Source organism: Paraburkholderia fungorum, from assembly GCF_046027605.1.
GTDB classification, from domain to species: Bacteria; Pseudomonadota; Gammaproteobacteria; order Burkholderiales; family Burkholderiaceae; genus Paraburkholderia; species Paraburkholderia fungorum_F.
Genome location: NZ_JAQQEF010000052.1, coordinates 1 through 18,211, shown reverse-complemented (window position 1 = coordinate 18,211; position 18,211 = coordinate 1). Strand labels below are relative to the sequence as shown.

General features: G+C 59.1%; 15 protein-coding genes and 1 pseudogene. 8 read left to right on the top strand and 8 right to left on the bottom strand.

Annotated elements, in window-relative coordinates; all coding sequences use genetic code 11:
* Positions 1 to 156: 156 nt before the first annotated feature.
* A complete protein-coding gene (locus tag PQR53_RS38075; RefSeq protein ID WP_408465640.1) occupies positions 157 to 1,734 on the bottom strand; it encodes an alpha-amylase family glycosyl hydrolase in 1,578 nt (525 codons plus the stop codon).
* Positions 1,735 to 1,782: 48 nt separating this feature from the next.
* Here PQR53_RS38075 and PQR53_RS38070 point away from each other — a divergent pair, with 48 nt between their 5' ends.
* A complete protein-coding gene (locus PQR53_RS38070; protein ID WP_408465639.1) occupies positions 1,783 to 3,447 on the top strand; it encodes an alpha-amylase family protein in 1,665 nt (554 codons plus the stop codon).
* A gap of 492 nt (positions 3,448 to 3,939) precedes the next feature.
* Here PQR53_RS38070 and PQR53_RS38065 read toward each other — a convergent pair whose 3' ends face one another.
* From PQR53_RS38065 to PQR53_RS38055, 3 genes are all read right to left on the bottom strand, one after another.
* Positions 3,940 to 4,974, bottom strand: coding sequence for an OmpA family protein (locus PQR53_RS38065; RefSeq protein WP_408465637.1), 1,035 nt, complete (start codon positions 4,972 to 4,974; stop codon positions 3,940 to 3,942).
* Positions 4,975 to 5,219: 245 nt separating this feature from the next.
* Complete coding sequence (locus PQR53_RS38060) at positions 5,220 to 5,342, bottom strand: hypothetical protein (RefSeq protein ID WP_408465635.1); 123 nt, start codon at positions 5,340 to 5,342, stop codon at positions 5,220 to 5,222.
* A 292-nt stretch (positions 5,343 to 5,634) separates the two neighbouring features.
* Entirely contained in the window at positions 5,635 to 6,510 is an 876-nt protein-coding gene (locus tag PQR53_RS38055) for a LysR family transcriptional regulator (protein WP_408465633.1), read from the bottom strand.
* Between PQR53_RS38055 and PQR53_RS38050 the strand changes: the two genes are divergently transcribed.
* From PQR53_RS38050 to PQR53_RS38025, 6 genes are all read left to right on the top strand, one after another.
* Entirely contained in the window at positions 6,491 to 7,612 is a 1,122-nt protein-coding gene (locus PQR53_RS38050; RefSeq protein WP_408465631.1) for an HPP family protein, read from the top strand. The genes PQR53_RS38055 and PQR53_RS38050 overlap by 20 nt on opposite strands.
* A gap of 77 nt (positions 7,613 to 7,689) precedes the next feature.
* Positions 7,690 to 8,226 (top strand): carboxymuconolactone decarboxylase family protein, encoded by a 537-nt coding sequence (locus PQR53_RS38045; protein ID WP_408465629.1) that lies wholly within the window; start codon positions 7,690 to 7,692, stop codon positions 8,224 to 8,226.
* Positions 8,227 to 8,363: 137 nt separating this feature from the next.
* Positions 8,364 to 9,305, top strand: a complete 942-nt coding sequence (locus PQR53_RS38040; protein ID WP_408465644.1) for a LysR family transcriptional regulator — start codon at positions 8,364 to 8,366, stop codon at positions 9,303 to 9,305.
* 690 nt (positions 9,306 to 9,995) lie between these two features.
* Complete coding sequence (locus PQR53_RS38035; protein WP_408465627.1) at positions 9,996 to 10,430, top strand: nuclear transport factor 2 family protein; 435 nt, start codon at positions 9,996 to 9,998, stop codon at positions 10,428 to 10,430.
* A 627-nt stretch (positions 10,431 to 11,057) separates the two neighbouring features.
* A complete protein-coding gene (locus PQR53_RS38030) occupies positions 11,058 to 11,753 on the top strand; it encodes an NADPH-dependent F420 reductase (protein ID WP_408465625.1) in 696 nt (231 codons plus the stop codon).
* Positions 11,754 to 12,221: 468 nt separating this feature from the next.
* On the top strand, positions 12,222 to 13,166 hold the full coding sequence (locus PQR53_RS38025) for a histone deacetylase family protein (RefSeq protein WP_408465623.1): 945 nt from the start codon (positions 12,222 to 12,224) through the stop codon (positions 13,164 to 13,166).
* Between the two features lie 247 nt (positions 13,167 to 13,413).
* On the opposite strand, the gene PQR53_RS38020 is transcribed toward PQR53_RS38025, so the two are convergent.
* The 4 genes and pseudogenes from PQR53_RS38020 to PQR53_RS38005 form a co-directional block, all read right to left on the bottom strand.
* The gene (locus PQR53_RS38020) at positions 13,414 to 13,581 is read right to left on the bottom strand and encodes a hypothetical protein (RefSeq protein WP_408465621.1); all 168 of its coding nucleotides are present in this window, start codon (positions 13,579 to 13,581) and stop codon (positions 13,414 to 13,416) included.
* A gap of 153 nt (positions 13,582 to 13,734) precedes the next feature.
* Positions 13,735 to 13,908: a hypothetical protein gene (locus PQR53_RS38015; RefSeq protein WP_408465619.1), complete on the bottom strand. Its 174-nt coding sequence runs from the start codon at positions 13,906 to 13,908 to the stop codon at positions 13,735 to 13,737.
* Positions 13,909 to 14,983: 1,075 nt separating this feature from the next.
* Positions 14,984 to 15,889, bottom strand: coding sequence for a class I SAM-dependent methyltransferase (locus tag PQR53_RS38010; protein WP_408465617.1), 906 nt, complete (start codon positions 15,887 to 15,889; stop codon positions 14,984 to 14,986).
* Between the two features lie 29 nt (positions 15,890 to 15,918).
* Positions 15,919 to 16,386 (bottom strand): annotated as a pseudogene (locus PQR53_RS38005) (polyhydroxyalkanoate granule-associated phasin); the annotation flags it as partial.
* A 508-nt stretch (positions 16,387 to 16,894) separates the two neighbouring features.
* Here PQR53_RS38005 and PQR53_RS38000 point away from each other — a divergent pair.
* Positions 16,895 to 18,037, top strand: a complete 1,143-nt coding sequence (locus PQR53_RS38000; RefSeq protein ID WP_408465642.1) for a sensor histidine kinase — start codon at positions 16,895 to 16,897, stop codon at positions 18,035 to 18,037.
* The last annotated feature ends 174 nt before the right edge of the window (positions 18,038 to 18,211 follow it).

Genomic DNA, 18,211 nt, shown 5'->3' with positions numbered 1-18,211 from the left:
TACCGGAAGTTCGTCGTAGCACGCTCCTCGCGGCCAGAAGCGGCTGTTGCACGCCGTCTTCTGGAACGCCAACAAATCGGCAGGCACGATATACCTCGCCGACCAGCCTTGGAGCCCAGACGAGCGAGCAGCACGGGGGCTGTCTACCACCGGCGATCAGACGAGCTTGATGATCAGTGCTTCGCCGGCGGCGAGACGATTTGCGCCTCCCGTGATCGACTCGCCGCGGCGGTCGGGTAGAGTCGATAACAGCACCGTGCCTGATGGCAAAGGGGCGGCGGCCTCGGCGGCGCCCATGTTTAGCCCCATGAAAAACCGTTGATCGCCAGAACGTCGCTCGTAAGTAAGCACGTCGCCGTGCGCGGTGAGGTTTTCGATCGCCCCTTCCAGGAGCGCCGCGTTGCTCCGCCGAATCGACAACAGACGGCGATACAGCGACAACATACTCGACGCCTCGCCGTCCTGGCCGCTAACGCTGGTTGCCGCGCCTACCGGCAACCACGGCTGGCCGCTTGTAAAACCGGCATGGGGCAGCGATAAGTCCCATTGCATCGGCGTTCGCTCAGGGTCGCGGCCCTGACCGATACCCGGCTGCCGAAGCTCGGCCGGGTCCTGAACCTGGTCGGGCGGAATCTCGCCGTCGATCATGCCAATTTCGTCGCCGTAGTAGAGCGTTGGTGTCCCGCGCAGTGTCAACAGCAGCACGGCGGCCACGCGCGCTTGCGCTGCCCCCAGGCGCGACGCCACGCGCGGGTTGTCGTGATTGCATAGCACCCAGTTTGGCCAGGCGTCCTCCGGCAATGCGCGATAGTAATCCGACACCATCCTTCCAATATCGGCCGCATTCCACGCTGCGTTCAGGAGCTGGAAATTGAAAGGCATGTTAATGCCGTCGCCGTTCGTGCCGTAGTACGTCATCAGTTGCGGCACGGGCAGATAGATTTCACCGATCAACACACGCTCGCCGTATTCATCCAGCGTGGCACGCATCGAACGCACGATCTCGTGCACCTCCGGCTGATCCTCGGTGTAAGTTTGCAATAGCCGGTGATGATCCGGCTCGCCCGACCGGAACGCGGGGTTGGGCGGGTTATCACGGAACTGGGCGTCCTTTATCAGCAGCCACAGCACGTCCACGCGGAATCCGTCCACGCCGCGATCCAGCCAGAAGCGCAGGACATCGTCCATCGCGCGGCGCACCTCGGGATTGCGCCAGTTCAAGTCGGGCTGCTCGCGCAAGAACGCGTGATAGTAATACTGGCCGGTGTGCGCATCCCATTGCCACGCGGACCCTCCCATCCGGCTCAGCCAGTTGTTCGGCGGTCCGCCACCGGGCGCGGGATCGCGCCACAAATACCAGTCGCGCTTCGGGTTGTCGCGCGAGGACCGGCTTTCCTCGAACCACGCGTGCCGGTCCGACGAATGATTCGGCACGAAGTCGAGCAGCACTTTCAACCCGAGTTCGTGGGCGCGGTCCACAAGTTGCTTGAAGTCGTCGAGCGTGCCGAACATCGGGTCGATATTGCAGTAATCGGCGACGTCGTAACCGAAGTCCGCCATGGGCGACGGGTAGACTGGGGAGATCCAGACTGCATCGATGCCAAGCGCCGTGAGATATTCCAGACGCGCGCTAATGCCCGCCAGGTCGCCGATGCCGTCGCCATTGGTGTCCTGAAACGAGCGCGGATAGACCTGATAGATCACGCCGCGTTGCCACCACACCAGTTCAGACATCGCAGTTCCTCTCACTGATCGATTGTTTTGGAGCCACGCGCGGACCGTATGCTAAACGACCTTTGGTACAAGAATGCAATCGTCTATTGCCTCTCCGTCGGCACCTTCATGGACGCGAATGGCGATGGCGTCGGCGATTTCCAGGGCCTGATCCGCCGGCTCGACTACCTTCAGGGGCTCGGCGCCACGACCATCTGGCTGATGCCTTTCCAGCCGTCGCCTGGCCGCGACAACGGCTACGACATCTCGGATTACTACAACGTCGACCCGAAATACGGCACCCTGGGGGACTTCGCCGAGTTCTCGCATGCGTGCCGCGAGCGAGGCTTGCGCGTGATGATCGACCTCGTGGTCAATCACACGTCCGATCAGCACGCGTGGTTCAAGGAAGCACGCAGCGATCCTGACTCGAAGTATCGCGACTGGTATGTCTGGGTCGACAAGCAACCGCCGAACGCTCGAGACGGGGTAGTATTTCCTGGCGTTCAGAAATCGACCTGGACCTACGATAAGCAGGCCAAACGCTGGTTTTTCCATCGCTTCTATGACTTCCAGCCGGACCTGAACACGGCGAACCCACATGTGCAGGCCGAGTTGCTCAAGGTGATGGGCTTCTGGATCCAGCTCGGCGTGTCGGGATTCCGCATGGACGCCGTGCCGTTTGTGATTGCCACAAAGGGCCCGAAAGTACGCAAGCCCGTCGAGCAATACGACATGTTGCGGACCTTCCGCGAGTTTCTGCAATGGCGCAAGGGCGACGCGATCATCCTCGCCGAAGCGAATGTATTGCCCGATACTGACCTCGATTATTTCGGCGACGACGGCGAACGCCTGCAGATGATGTTCAATTTCCAGGTCAACCAGAACACGTTTTACACCCTCGCGACCGGCGATACGGGGCCTTTGAAGAAGGCGCTGACAGCGACGAAACCGCGTCCCGCGACCGCTCAATGGGGTGTATTCCTGCGCAATCACGACGAACTGGATCTGGGCCGTCTGACGCCCGACCAGCGCGCCGCCGTGTTCGGCACGTTCGGCCCGGACCCCGACATGCAGCTATACGAGCGCGGCATTCGCCGCAGGCTTGCGCCGATGCTCTCTGGCGACAGGCGCCGCCTCGAACTCGCTTACAGCCTGATGCTGACCTCACCAGGTACGCCGGTATTTCGCTACGGCGATGAAATCGGCATGGGCGACGACCTGCGCCTGCCGGAGCGCGAATGTACGCGCACCCCCATGCAATGGTCGACCGAACCCCATGGCGGCTTCACGAAGCACCCGAAGCCGTCGTGCCGGGTCATATCGGGCGGCGCTTACGGTTTCGAACGAGTGAACGTCGCCAGCCAGCGGCGGGACCCGAATTCGTTCCTGAACTGGACCGAGCGTGTGATCCGCATGCGCCGAGAAGTGCCGGAAATAAGCTGGGGCGATTTCGCGGTCCTGCGTACATCGCGCAACGAGGTTCTCGCGCTGCGCTACGACTGGCGAAATAACTCGGTGATCTGCCTGCATAACTTCGGACCCGAAGCCTGCACGGTGAGGTTCCGCTCGGGCTGCAGCGGGCAGGGCGAAAACCGCCTCATCAACCTTCTCTCCGACGACCACAGTGTGGAAGCCGATGGCGGGCGGCATACCGTAGTGCTCGAGCCGTACGGGTATCGATGGTATCGGGTGGGCGGCCTCGATTACCTGCTGAAGCGAAGCGAGGTTTAGGCGTGTGACCGTCCGGCAGTCGAGCGAATGGCTGGCGGAGGTCGAGGTCTGCTTGTTGCCGGGGGCACGGACCGGCCATGAAGGGACGGTCGACGCTCCGGGCAAGATCGTCGACAATATGAGTGAGCACATTTGGCGACGGGCGGTCATGGTTTTGATCACTCAGAGATTTCTTTCCAGCGTTGTTTCCCCACGGGAGCCGATCCTCGAGGAACTTGGGCTCACCTGCGATTAGCGTCTGACGTCGCTGGCCGAGGCGTTCGGCGCTACTCCGCCGCTCACTTATGTTCGCACTGACACCACGCATTGTGCTTCCCAGGCAGGAATCGCGGATGCGCTGCCGCCGCCATCCGAAGCAAAGGGAACAGCCGTTCCAAGCGAGTACACGTGGCCGGAAAGCGCGCACGATAGTGCTACAGGGATCGATGTGCGCGCCAGCAAGGAGCGTAAAGGGGTTTCGGACGGCCCAAGACAATTGCATGAGCAGACAGGTTAGATATCGAAAGGCGCCCCGACCATCGAGATGCGACCGAGTGCCACATCGCCCGCGGACAAGCCGGGGGCCATTACAGTGGAATTGCCCCCGGCAGGTACCCGGATCACCTGCGGCATCGTGTTCGCTCCATTCGACTGCAGACCGTCAAAGGAGAAGGACAGGGTACCGCCTTTGGTAAGGGGACCCAAGCCGCCGCCGATGTCGACGAACACGGTGACCATGCCCTCAAAACTCTTCAGACTGATGGTCGGCGCGCCCCGGCCCAACAGGCGAAACGTCTTGAAGTTCACCACAGGCCCTGGACCGGTTGTGAGGGAACCGCCAACTGGCCACGGGCCGCCGCCGACGCCTACACCGGTCGCATACACGTTGAATAGCGCAGCCTTCTTTTCAAGGCCATCAACGATCTGGACGGTCGCGGCCAAGGTGTGAGACTCGATCCCGGGGCTCACGGTTAGCGTCCCGGATCCGGTGCGCAACAGCTGAACAGAAAATCGGTCCTCGACCACGGATCGCGGTGGCTCCGGTGGCTCTGGTGGCGGCGGGATGAAGGTGACCTGCCGGACGATGAAAACGACGCGCCGGTTGCGTCGGAACTGTGCCTCAGTGCTGGCGTTTGGAACTTTAAGACTTTTCGTGCCGAGCCCGAACCATGTTGATCCCTTTTTGATCTTCTGGGCAAAGGCCTCCCCACCCTTGCGCTCCAGCGCTTCGACTAGAAGGTCAAAGCCGTTCTTCGCTCGGTCTTCGCTAACCTTTTGTTCGCGCGCTTTTCTCTCTTGCGGGTCGGCGTAGCGCCGCGCCACGTCGGCAAATCCCTCCACTCGGAACTCGTAAATGGGGTCGGCGGTATCATTGCTCTTGACGATCTGCGCCGCCAAATTATCGATCGCAAAGAACTGCTCCGACGTCACGTCTTCGCTGTATTCTGCAAAGCCGTCCAGCTCAAGCGCTGCGCGTTCCCGGAAGTTGACCGGGGTAGGCATGCGCCGCGCAACCTGCGCCCGTAGAAGTGGTGTGAAACCAATCATACTGCCCCTCATCGCGGGTGAAATCCGATGCACGCTTGATCGACCAGAAGCCCACCGGCGCCCGACAAGGGTGGGCGGCGAGCAAAGCTAAACGCTAAGTGACGAAACGCCGCGACAAGCTTTATTCAATCTAGAGCACATGCATCAGATAGCAAGAAGGATTTGGAGTGGCGAGCAGGCCGCGCCCCGAGGGCGTCGATGGGAAATGACGTTGACTGTCGGACCGCTCTGGCTGTCCGCACCGCTCAGTCGAAGCACAACTCCACCTTGCCCAGCGCCGCATCAGCCACCGCAATGCCGGCCTTCTTCGCGAGCAGCGCTTCATAGAGCTGCCACGTGACGACAGGCCGGCCTCGGTAGTTACACACAGCATCGATCCCGCGTGCTTGAACCACTCGACCTGCTTCGAGCGCCGTCGGGTTCTGAGCTCGGTGCCTCTATGACTAAATAGCGCATGTAGTCCATCGCCCGTACAACAAGGATGTCACTCCGGGTGAGGTTTGACTCGACTGGATTCATGGCGTCGAGCGTCCGCTGTCGAGCATTTCACGGGCTGCTATCGGGGCGGCCGAATGACGGAAACGGGTCGATCAGAGCCGGTCGTTGTAGGGCCCGGTTCGGCCAACAAGGGACGTTCGCGTCAATGCAACGAACGTCCGCTTAGGGTGGATGGTCCGCCAAGGCGGGATTTTCGGCTACGATTTTCACCAGGAAGTCCATGACTGCCCGTATTTGCGGCGAACGGCGCAGGTCTCGATGAACAGCCATCCAGATATCTCGCGAAAACGCTTCGCCACCGTACGTGAGGCGCTGCAGCTTCGCATCGGTATCTGCCAGGAAATCAGGGAGACCCGCCACGCCCGCGCCTGCCCGCGCCGCTACCAGATGGCCATTGATATCGCTGATTTCGCAGGCAATAGGCCTTTTCCCTGCAACGCTCGTCAACCACTTCTGCTGTGGCACGCCCACGAAGCCAGCGTCATAGGCGATGAACTCCCAGGCGGACGGATCGTGCAGATGAGGATAGTCCTTGCTCGCGTACAGACCAAACGACACGCGCCCCAGCTTCCGCGCGACGCTCGTGAGTTCCTCAGGCCGAGACAGTCTCAGGACAACATCTGCCTCCCTTCGGCTTAGGGAAACCTGCCGTGCTTCGCACGAAACCGACAGTTGCAGGCCTGGATTTGCACGACGAAAGTCTGCCAGATGCTTCACCAGAAAATTCGCCACGAGGACGGGCGGTGCGCTGAGCGTGACCTTGCCGCTTAGCGGCGAACGGCTGGCGTCGAGGAGTCGTTCGACAGCGTACGCGCCTTCTTCCATTTCCTGCGCCAATTCGAACACGCGCTGGCCGATCGGCGTGAGCCTGCAAGTCCTGGGCTGGCGCTCGATCAAGCAGGTCTTGATTTCGCTTTCCAGTGCGCTCAAACGCCGACTCACCGTCGCGTGATCAACCTTGAGGCTTCGGGCGGCGCCCGACAGCGTCCCGATGCGAGCGACAGTCAAGAAATATCGAATGTTTTCCCAATCGAACATCGGTGCATTAACGCAAGGTAGGTTTGCAGATATGTGGAATATTCGCACACATCCGAAATCCCTATCATCGGACTATGCCAACCGCCAGGGTTTATTTCTGATGAGCATCTCCATGCGCCGCGACCGACGTGGCACGTTCAGCGACGCATTGATCCTTGGGCCAGTGCTTTCGGTTGTCCTTCTCGCTGTTGTCGCGAAGGCGGCGCTTCTGACTGGCGCGTTCTACGTTCTTTTTCCCGAACTGGCCGCGTTGAGCTATGACGTATTCACGCGCCCAGCCGGGGAGTGGGCACGTTCGCCGGTCATGCTGGCGATCACGCCCTCTGTGACCGCGGCACTGGGCACCGCGCTCACGCAAGCGATGGTGTACAGCCTATGGTCGGTGGCGATGACTATTGCCGGCGCGATACTGATCATCGGTTTGATGCGTTCGCCCATCATGCCAGCCATTTCCGCAGCCTTTCTGCCTCTCGTGTTCGGTATCACGAGCTGGTGGTATCCCGTCTCCATCGCTGCCGTGATGGCCCTTCTGGCTCTCGTCTCCACGATCTATGGGCGCATATTGGCTTCGGGCGATGTTCGTCAGGCGCCCGCGCTCGACACCGTGGCCCAAGCCGATGAAATTGAGTGTACGCCCCGGCTCAGGACGTGGCTGCCCATTTTAATTTTCTTCGCGTTTGTTCTTGTGGCGTACGGATTAGCCAGCGTCACCGGTCTCCGGCTGATCCTGTTTCCCCCACTTGTTATGACCGCATTCGAGATCTTCACCAACGCAAACATCCGTCCATGGGCGAAGCGGCCCCTCATTTTGCCGCTTGTCTGCACGATCACGGCCGCTGTGGGGCTCGCCGCGCTTTTGTGGTTCGGCGCCGGCCCGCTGTCCGTCGTCATTTCGTTGCTGGTCGGAATCGTGACGTTGCGTGTGCTGCGACTCCACTTTCCACCCGCCCTGACGGTGGGTCTTTTGCCACAGATCATGCTGCACCCTGATTGGCGTTTCGTGCTCGCTGTCGCACTGGGTAGCACGGCGCTTGTCGGCGCATTTCTGCTCGCTCGTCCCCTATTGCTCAATCAAAGCGCACCGCTCACTCACAGCGGATGACTGATCAGGTTCACTAAGCTTCACGCGCCATGCCGCCCGCTATTCGCCTATTTTTCCCCACCTAAAAGGAATACATCATGCCTCGTCTCCATACTATCTCAGTGTCTGAAGCCACCGGCCACACAGCCGAATTGTTTAAAGGTGTCAAAGCGGCTGTCGGCAAAGTCCCGAATTCATACGTTGGAATCGGCGGTAATAGCCCGGTCGCGCTGGAGGCAGTACTGAGTCTTGAGGCATCGCTCAAAAAGAGCAACTTGAGCGCGCGGGATATCGAAGTCGTTAAACTGGTCGTCAGCCAGGCAACCGGCTGCGACTATTGCCTCGCCGCACACACGCTGTTGAGCAAAAAGATGGGCCTTGACCGTGAGGCCATTCTGGCGTTGCGTCAGGCCCGGCCGTCGGGCGACGCGCACGATGATGCGTTGGCCAAGTTTGTGCTGCATCTAATCACAACGAGCGGCACAGTTCAAACCGATGTGATAACGGAGGTCAGACAGGCCAGTGTCACCGATGCACAAATCGTCGATGTCGCGATGGCCATAGCCAGCATTGCATTCACCAATCTGTTTAACCGTATCAACGACACTACGCTCGACTTCCCTGCTGCGGACTAGTGCGAAAGCATCGGCTCCTTTCATCTGATAGCACTTGCGTGACCCCATGCAAGCGCAAGCGCTGCTGAAAATTGCTCGATGTTCGCGCTGACGGCGATCAACGGGTAGCAACAACTGAGGACGCAACGTCTGTGGCGATAAAGCTTTCGTTTGAAGTTCTTGCGGTCCTGGACGCGATTGACCGCACTGGCACATTCGCTGAAGCAGCAACGTCGTTGCATCGAGTTCCTTCGTCACTCACGTACCTCGTGCAGAAGCTGGAAGGCGATATGAACGTCGAGCTTTTCGATCGCAGCGGCAGACGAGCAAAACTCACGCAAGCCGGTCGCTTCCTTGTCGATGAAGGGCGGCAACTTTTACGCGCTGCTCGACATCTGGAAATCAGAACAAAGGGAATACAAGACGGCTGGGAATCGGAGCTGCGGATATGCCTCGACGCAATCTTGCCTTCCGCATCTTTGTGGCCGTATGTACGTGCCTTCTACGATCTCGAGATGGTTACCCAACTACGCCTTTCCACCGAGGTGCTTGGGGGAGTCTGGGATGCGCTGATTACCCGACGGGCCGATCTGGCCGTGGGTGCATTTGGTGAGCCGCCGCATGCCGCCAACATCGCAGCTCGACCAATCGGCACGCTCCGACACGTGTTCGTCGTTGCACCGGACCATCCACTCGCAGGCATCGTCGAGCCGTTGCGAAGCGAGACGATCGCAAGATACCGAGGTGTTGTCATAAGCGACACTTCGCGCAAACTGCAACCTCAATCGGTGGCCAAACACGATGGACAGATGGTGATTGTCGTGCCGACACTGGGCGCGAAGGTTGAAGCGTTGTGCGAAGGTATCGCCGTCGGAATGCTGCCCGAGCGCGTAGCGGAAGGGCCGATCCATGAGGGAAGACTCGTCGCCCGACGCATTGTCGGCGTGCGTGAACTGACAAATTGCTACCTGGCCTGGCGCGAAGACGAGGTGGGGCGAGCATTGGAGTGGTGGATCGAGCGACTAGACACATCCGATTTGGCTGAGCGGTTCTTGGCGGGGCTTGGTGACACGAAAGAACAGCAATCGTCCGGTCAATAGGCACGACCCGGCCACGAGGAGACAGTCGTCCGGCGCTACCGAATGGCCGGTCATGGCGTGAGCGGACGTTCCTGTTTTGCGGACGCAATGGCTCCTCAGGGGTCGATGACGGTCCGACGCGAGTAGATCTCCGGCGAGCAATCTATCCAATCAGCATCGGACCGTCATCGGCCGGTTTCGGACGTTGGTCCACCCTCTCACGACGACGTTCGAACGTCGCGGCCCTTCCGGAAGCAGCCGTTCACATGATGCTGCGTCGAACGGCAAAAGCGGATCGGGTGGGTTGCTGGCGGTCGGTCGGCACATTTTGCCGCGACCTGGCGGTCATGAAATCCGTCCAATGTCCGGAGTGGCTGGGCGTAGACTTACGATAGGTCGGCACATAAGCTCAAAGTGCGAAGCCTCGTGCGACTGATAAGCCGTGCAATCGTGCACGAGGGCGTACCGACAGGCGAACTCGGTGAGGCGCAATAACCTGAATTCCCCCCAGTGTCGAATTTCGGCGCTCTCTTGCCAGTACATGGTTTCAGTTCCCAGGTGGGTGGGTCCATGACGGCACTCAAAGATGCACGTCATGCCAGACAGCAGCAACGTACTCGCAAGGATCGGTCGATTAGAGGATTTCGATGAATCGCAAATATTGTTTTTCCAGCAATTACACTTGGCTTTCTTCTGGTTGGAGCTACCGCAATGCGTGCACAAGAGGCGACTGCTGATAAGGGGTTTTTAGAAGCGCTCTCGAGGTTCGACTCAGCCCAACACGACCTTGAGAATGGAGACGCGGACACCACTAAAGCGATTTGGTCACATGGAGATGACATAACCTTGTCCGGAGGGTTTGGAGGAGAGACCGAACAGGGTTGGGCAGCAATTAGCCCGCGCCTCGACTGGGTAGGTTCACATTTTTCTAAAGGCACAAGCACGCTCGAACGACTTGTGGCCAGATCGTCTGGTGACTTGGGGTACGTTGTCCAGATTGAGCATATCCGCTACCAGGTTCCCGGGCAGTCCTCTGAGTCGACAAGAGACTACAGGGTGACTATGGTATTCCGTCGTGAGGGGGGCACCTGGCGACTTCTCCATCGCCACGCAGACACACAGATGGTCAAAAAAGCGCCAGATTGATCTTCGCGATGCGGCTGTCGGATGCTTAAGCGGTGGATTGTCACTGCATTGGACTACCGATGGAACGGACTGGCTTCGGCCACCGCAGGAGAGATAACGACGATGTTTACGAACTTTGTATAGCCGCAGAAGCCGATTGCCAACTATGGCGCGCTGTCCGGCGTTCCCTGGCAGCAGTCTTTTGGTCGCCAGCCGTGCGAAAAGTCGCGGCACGGACGTCGTTACCTGAATGTCGGCAAGGCCGAGAACGTGCCGTCCGAGCCAGTTGCCTGAATGGCCGTTGTACTTCGGAATCTGCCGTAGAAGGTTCGCCCAGTCGAAGTTCCGCTCTGGGTCGACCAGAGTCATTCGATTCGCCCGAGGCCCGGAGACCTGGAGTTCCTGAGTCCGTATCCAACCCACAACCTGAAGCGTTTTGGCGATTACAAGCTGCGCATGGACAGGCCACTGGAAGGCTGGATCCGCGATGCGCTGTTTGGCCAGGCCGCCCGTCCTGCGGGACGGGACGGCCCAGTATCTCAGCCCGGATGATGCTAGGCTATGGCGAGTCCGCGGGGATGGTCAACACGCACGGGCATGGCCGTTGCGCGCGTCCCGCTGTAGTCAACTGAAAGAACAGGAGGGTGTATGAAAATTGGCATCATTGGCGCGGGGAATATAGGGAGGGTACTGGCGCTGCGCTGGGCCGAACATGGGCACGAGGTGCTTATCGGCAACTCGCGCGGGCCGGATACGCTCGCCGATGTCGCCCGCGAAACTGGCGCGAAACCAGCCGAACTCGCTGATGTGGTCCGTGGTGCAGCGGTGATCGTGGTCACGATTCCCGAAAAGAAGGTGCTCGATCTGCCTGCGGGCCTGTTCGACGACGTGCCGGAAACCACGGTTGTAATCGATACTGGCAATTATTATCCACGCGAGCGCGATGGCCGCATCGACGGGATCGAGTCGGGGATGATGGAAAGCGCGTGGGTCGCGCAGCAGATCGGCCGGCCGGTAATCAAGGTGTTCAACAACATCTACGCGGATCATTTGCGCAATCTCGGCAAGCCGGAAGGCACGCCGGGGCGAATTGCGCTGCCAGTCTCGGGCGATAGCGCCGGCGCCAAGGCGGCAGTGATGCAACTCGTCAATGAAGTGGGTTTCGATGCCGTCGATAATGGCGGTATCGACGACTCCTGGCGTCACCAGCCCGGCACGCCAGTCTATACGAAGGACTTCGACACGGAAGGCCTGAAGGCCGGCTTGCGGAAGGCGGAGCGAGCTCGTACTTCGCAGTGGACGGCCTCGGACAAGAGCCCCGGCAGTTTCGATCAGCCTGCATGAAGCCACGCGACGACGGACCTGGGGAAGTCCGTTGCCGCTTGCTGGAAAGACGCGGTCAGTACGAGAGGTCCGTTGTGCGCTCAAGGGCGGACCTTTGGCCAACACGGTCGCAATAGCGGCTATGGGTCGAGTGCGGAAATCGCTGCAGGCCGACGACCGCGGAGCCCAGCCAGATCAGCACTTGAGACCTCGGCCATTAACGCCCGTTGCTCTGTTCCAGAGTAGGTCGCGGCCTGGGGAAAACCGATTGCGCTCGGGCACGGGGTGATCCATAAGCGAACGTCTATGATGTTGCAAGGAATGTCTAATTATCGTGAAAGTACGTGCGGCCCTATGCTTGCTTAGTGCAGTCAGAAGGTTGGGGGCGGGGTTGATGAGGCGCGCCACCACCGCGTTATGCACTCTGGCAGCGCTGCGAGTGCACTGGCAATAAGGAGACGACGCGGTCTGCGCCGCGTATCAATGTAAATGACGACCACCATTATTTTTTCCCATGCTGCGTGTCTGGATCATCGCCCGGGCCTTGACCATCCGGAATCGCCGGAACGTCTGAAGGTCGTGTTGCGCGCGTTGCAGTCGCCGGAATTTGCGGCGCTGGAATGGCGCGACGCGCCGATGGGCACACTCGATCAGGTGCAATTGATCCACGACCATGCCTTCGTCGATGAGGTCGCGGAGATCGCCCCGCAGCGGGGTTATGTGCCGCTTGATGCGGGCGACACGGTGATGTCGCCGGGCTCGTGGGAAGCCGTGATGCGCTGCGTCGGCGCGGCTTGTGCCGCCGTCGATGCGGTGATGAACGCGCAGGCGCGCAACGCGTTTTGCGCCACGCGTCCGTGTGGTCATCACGCCGAGCCAGCGAGGGCAATGGGTTTTTGCATTTTCAATCAGGCTGCAATCGCTGCGGCTTATGCTCATGAAGTACACAAGCTCGAACGCGTCGCGGTCGTCGACTTCGACGTCCATCACGGCAACGGCACCCAGGCAGCATTTTTCAACCGCCCGGAGCTGTTTTACGCCTCCAGCCACCAGTCGCCTTTGTATCCCGGTACGGGCGCCGCATCCGAGACCGGCGTGAACCACAACATTGTCAATGTCCCCTTGCCCCCTGGATGTGATTCGGCACTCTTCCGTGCACGGATCGAGTCCGACATGTTGCCGGCGGTACGCCAGTTCAGCCCCGAACTTATCGTCATTTCGGCAGGCTTCGATGCGCATCGCCTGGACCCGCTCGCAAGCCTGAACCTCGAGGACAGCGATTTTTGTTGGATTACCAGTGAGTTGATGCGTATTGCCGATGCGACGTGCGAGGGGCGCATCGTTTCGATTCTGGAAGGGGGTTATAGCCTGGAGGCCCTGGCCACTGGTACGATGGCGCATGTCCGTGCCTTAATGAATGTTGAGGTCGACTGATCAGGCTCACAGGTTACCGGGCCTACGCAGTGACTTCCGACCGTGATCGGCCAAAGTGAGCCATGTCGGACGCGCCTGCGAACGACCGTTCCAGCTACGACGAAAGACGGTCACAACCGGCGCTCCAGACCCGTAACCCGTCGGATCGTGAAGCGTTGGTGGGAGCATCCACCCAACCATTGTTGAAACGTGTCGGTGGCAATCGTCATCCAACCCGGCCCGCCAGACTATGACCCATACCGGAAGACTAGCGGGTCGAAAACACCGAGACGCCGCCGTTGGGGAATCCTGCCGCGCCGGGCTGGAACGGCACATACACTTGCCCAAGCGTGCTGTCGATGGCGACAGAATGCGCCCCTGTGCCCACCGGAATCTTAAAGAGCAACTGCCGTGAGGTGCCATCGATTACGCCCATCTGCGGGCTAAATCCTGACGCTGCGGCGGTGGACGACGATCAACGAACGATTTCTTAAGGAATCTTAAGAAATCGTCGTCTGAAGAGATAACCACGTTCCCATAAATGCGCCTGCGCAGCGCATGAATTGTGGCTATAGACTGGATGTCCGGGTTACACAATGGCTTGAGCCTCAGTGGCGAAATCTGGAAGGTTGATGGCCGCGAAGATCTCGATCTGTTCATGGATTCCGGGCTGGACCCGAAAAATCCGCGCTTGCGCAAAAAAGCGCCCGACGGAGAACGTGGGAACGCTGTCGACGCGGAAGCTACCGTTGGGGAGTCGCATCGTTGGTTTCCATTGAATAAGCAGCCGTAGCTTTGGCTCCGTTTCTCTGCCACCAGCAATATCCGGGAGCGCTCTACTGAGGCCAACGGCAGCAGTTATAGACGTCCAGCGGAGGCTGGCCGGCCACGCTCATGGGCTGATGAATTTGAAGGCGACTACTGCCGATGCGGCGTCCGGTTTGCCTCGACGTTGCAGATCCTCTGCAAGCAGCTTCTGAAAGAGTGTTTCTTCTCGCTCTCCGTACAGATCGCGAAATTCGCAGAGAACTTCAGCGATAGCTCTATTCCGAGTGTCCGGACTCAGGGTGCTACTGATGTATGAACAACCTCGCGCCAGTCCGAGCACATAGGCTGCGCGAGCATTCACCATGGCGGCGCCACCTGTTTTTCCCCTGGGCATCAGGTCTCTCGATTTTTTATGTGCTCACGCACCTACAGCCGAGCTTATGGTTGGGCCGAATTGCAATGAGCGACGCATGATAGGGTGGAACTAATTTACTGTGGGATACTGAAGAAAAGCTTAAGATCAGGGAAAACCTGATGCACCGCGGCATAGGACGCGTGGCCGGGGTTAATCCGGCTTCGCGCCGGCTTTGTTTCGTGCCTGGCGCGCGTTAACACCGGGTATTGATGCGAGTCAATGGTCGACCCTGATGCAGGCGACGAGACGATTGCGTTCGCATTTCTCGCGCTTTTACACGCCGGAAGACGCTGCGACAGGACTTCCGCAGCGCGGGCTGAACGCTGCTGCAAGGGATGGGCGGTTTGAAGCTGAAGGATGGCGGGTCAGGAAAGATGGCAGCCGTTTCTGGGCGCACGTCGTGATCGACGCAATCCTCGACGAGGATGGAATAACGTTCGCCCAACCGGGCAGTGATCGACCTTTGGTCGTTGTCCGGCCAGGAACCGTCGTTTGTATTCGGTCAGTGCATGTCCGATGCACACTCCGGAGCAGACGCCAGGGAGGCGCGTTTTAGCCTATAGGAGGGGCGGTTAAAATAAGCGCTGGATTTCGTGGACAGCTGTGTGGAGGTCAGACGGAGCTTTGTGTGAAAAAAAAAGCGCTTCTACCTGAATCATCCTCGACGAGAAATAGGAGGCGATGACAGTTCCTCTTTTTCGAGTATGACTTGCACCAGGCACGGAAGATATCTTTTGTTCGCGGGGTTCATACGAAGCAGGTCTTCCATCAACTTTGGCCAGCCACGCGGTGCGCGATATTCGAGCAGATTAATCGATTGAATGCCCGAGGACCATTCTCGCAGACAGGAGCCGATGTTCTCAGCATCAACACCCCACGGCATGGGCGGCAGACGGTAGTAAGGGGTCTTCATCACGCCCCACATGGTGAGCGAAGAAAACCATTGCGGGATCACGTCGAAAGCGAATTCAGCCCTAGGAAAGCGAGCGACAAGGTCTGCAAAAAGACGCTTTACAGCCTGGGGCTGGAGATACATGAACAGCCCTTGTGCGACAATGAATACGTCAGTGGTCGGTCCTATCTCCTTAGCCCACGCAAGGTTGAGAGCATCCGCCGCGACGTGGCGAAAGCGCGTCGACGGTTTCAGAAAATTCTCGCGAAATTCGATGGCTGCGGGAAGATCAACAGTGAGCCATTGCATCCGGCCATTATCGACACGGTGCCGCTGTGTTTCCAGGCCTTCACCTAGCGAAACGACCACTCCATCAGGGTGATTCTCAAGCCAGCACATGATCAGACGATCGATTCTGGCTGCCCGTGCGGCGAATGAGCCGTCCGGGTTACCGAATCGGCCGGCAAAGTCGTAGTCGATCGCTTCACATATCCGGGCGCTTTCATGGTCTATCAGGACGCCGTCTGAACGCCCTGACTCACACGCCCGGTCATAGAGTGTCCACAGCATCGTTTCCGATACGCCGCCGAGGTCTGATGCGACATTTGCGACGTCGACGGATTTTTCTCGCCGGCTGGCTGTCGCCTCATGCCGTGGGAAGGCCGCCACGGCGCTCCAAGCGCACCCAGACGCTTCGCGTTGGCGGTTGCACGATCGTGAATCGGGGCGAGACTTTCCTGCATGACCCGGGCAGCCGAGCTTGCCAGGCGCAATGGGTTGGCCGGCGCGTTGGCCGCGATTCCGGCCAGCGCCGTCTGGCGCTCAAGCCACTGTGCGGGCGATTGACTGGACGCCAGCGCAACGGCAGCGACAGAGGTCGCCCACGCGTGAGTCCCCGTTTCGATGGCTACCGAAAGAGCCAGGTTCATAAAGCCCAGTCCAAACGCCTGGATCGCTTCTGAGGTGGCCTCTTTCTTTTCGCGGGTCATAAGACTGAACTCGGTCCGGTCACGCTCACTCGGTATAGGGCCCGCGACCGCCATACGTGCCGTTCGATGGCTTACAACCTGCGCGCTGGCAGCGAACATTTCTCCCGCCTCGGTTACGGTCTTTAACCAGCTAGCGGATAGGTCCCGAAGGGGGGAAGAGGATGTTGACGACGTCATTGAAATGCTCCCTGCTTACGTGAACAAGCAAAATGCCCGAGCGGCTCATAGGGCAGAGCGATTAATCAATGTGACGTGGATCAACATCCCCATCAAAAAAGCGAAAAACGTTTAAGCCCTGGAAGTCCGGTCTGCACCCCCAGCATAGGCCGCTCGATGGTGCGACGCAACATATATCGAGATTGTGGTCCAACCCGAAGCGGAAAACGCGCGCTAACCCCTTGGGAGCGCGCCTCGCAGCTGTTCAGGATTTTTCCCGAGCACTCCACCGCTTGTCGCCTGCGGGCGGATAAATACTTGCCTGAATAAGCGCGTACCATGAAAGAAGCGAAGTATTGATGCTCCTATGGGTTTAGAGGTATTCCCGACACTACTTGTCGTCACCCCCACGGAAGCGCGCGTGCGGTGTTATTGTCAGGTGATACCGAAGAGAGCAACCCGTAGGTCGCTTACGGTCGCACTGTTGGACAGCTCGAAGAGCGTTGGAATTACCGTATCGGGGGCCATGATGATGTACGTGTTTCTGGCGAACAATCGCAGTGAACTCATAGAACGATGTCGTGCAAAGGTTGCACGGAGGCCCGCACGCGAAGCAACCGCGCAGCAGCTTCAAAATGGTGTGCCGATGTTCCTGGATCAGCTCATCAGGACCCTTCAAATGGAGCAGACTTCGCAGCCCATGGACAGCCGCAAGATTTCCGGTCCGTCGGGCGGGGGAGCGTCTCCATCCGAGATCGGCAAGTCCGCGGCGGAGCACGGACGGGAATTGCTTAAGCTTGGGTTTTCGGTTGATCAGGTCGTGCACGACTACGGCGATCTGTGCCAGGCAATTACGGACCTCGCGTACGAGCGCGATGCTCCATTTCTTATCGACGAGTTTCGAACCCTCAACCGCTGTCTGGATAATGCCATTGCGGATGCGGTCACCGAATTCAGCTATCAGCGCGATTTTGCCGTTGCGGGGCGGCAAGCCGTTGAAATGCACGAACGGCTGGGTTTTTTCGCCCACGAGTTGCGTAACTTTTTGCAGACGGCGACGCTCGCATTCACCGCAGCAAAAACCGGAAATTTAAATCTGTCTGGAGCCACTGGCTCAGTTCTTGAGCGCAGCCTGGACGGCTTACGCGATCTGATCGATCACTCTCTGGAAGAATTTCGTACAGCCGGTGGAGTTGCTGGAAAAAACAGGCTGTTCTCTGTCGCCGACTTCATAGCTGAAGTGAAATATGCCGCTGATCTTGCGGCTCAGGTCCGTGGGTGTGTGTTGACAGTTTCCGCAGTGGACATCCGGCTTGCCATCAGTGGCGACCGCGACCAGCTTTATTCTGCGGTGGGCAACCTGCTACAGAACGCCTTCAAATTCACGCATCAACAGACCGAGGTGACGCTGGACGCTTACGCGTTATCGGATCGCATCCTGATCGATGTGAAGGATCATTGCGGCGGTCTCCCTGCCGGTGATGCAGAGAAAATGTTCCAGCCGTTCACACAGAACGGAGTGGACAAAACCGGGCTGGGTCTGGGTTTGTCAATCGCAAGGCGCAGCGTCGAGGGTAGCAACGGCACTCTCAGTGTGCGCGACGTTCCTGGGACCGGCTGCGTATTTACCGTTTCGTTGCCGAGATATGTCGTCCCCGCTGAAACGGTATGACGCGTCCCGCTTCCTGAAAGAGCCCGTTATGGCGCCGCAGGCGCTTAGGATCGCGACGATGGTACGCCATCAAAATTGCCGCCTGCCGGCATCGCTTGTTTCAATTGAAGGATGGTGGCGTCCGATTTTCAGGCCGAAGCGGACCCTTGCAAATTGCGTCCGAATGGCTGCTTG

Coding starts and splice junctions, on each gene's coding strand:
- PQR53_RS38075 (WP_408465640.1), bottom strand. CDS start 1,734: ATGTCTGAACTGGTGTGGTGGCAACGCGGCGTGATCTATCAGGTCTAT.
- PQR53_RS38070 (WP_408465639.1), top strand. CDS start 1,783: ATGCTAAACGACCTTTGGTACAAGAATGCAATCGTCTATTGCCTCTCC.
- PQR53_RS38065 (WP_408465637.1), bottom strand. CDS start 4,974: ATGATTGGTTTCACACCACTTCTACGGGCGCAGGTTGCGCGGCGCATG.
- PQR53_RS38050 (WP_408465631.1), top strand. CDS start 6,491: ATGTTTTCCCAATCGAACATCGGTGCATTAACGCAAGGTAGGTTTGCA.
- PQR53_RS38055 (WP_408465633.1), bottom strand. CDS start 6,510: ATGTTCGATTGGGAAAACATTCGATATTTCTTGACTGTCGCTCGCATC.
- PQR53_RS38045 (WP_408465629.1), top strand. CDS start 7,690: ATGCCTCGTCTCCATACTATCTCAGTGTCTGAAGCCACCGGCCACACA.
- PQR53_RS38035 (WP_408465627.1), top strand. CDS start 9,996: ATGCGTGCACAAGAGGCGACTGCTGATAAGGGGTTTTTAGAAGCGCTC.
- PQR53_RS38030 (WP_408465625.1), top strand. CDS start 11,058: ATGAAAATTGGCATCATTGGCGCGGGGAATATAGGGAGGGTACTGGCG.
- PQR53_RS38025 (WP_408465623.1), top strand. CDS start 12,222: ATGACGACCACCATTATTTTTTCCCATGCTGCGTGTCTGGATCATCGC.
- PQR53_RS38020 (WP_408465621.1), bottom strand. CDS start 13,581: ATGGGCGTAATCGATGGCACCTCACGGCAGTTGCTCTTTAAGATTCCG.
- PQR53_RS38015 (WP_408465619.1), bottom strand. CDS start 13,908: ATGCGACTCCCCAACGGTAGCTTCCGCGTCGACAGCGTTCCCACGTTC.
- PQR53_RS38000 (WP_408465642.1), top strand. CDS start 16,895: ATGATGTACGTGTTTCTGGCGAACAATCGCAGTGAACTCATAGAACGA.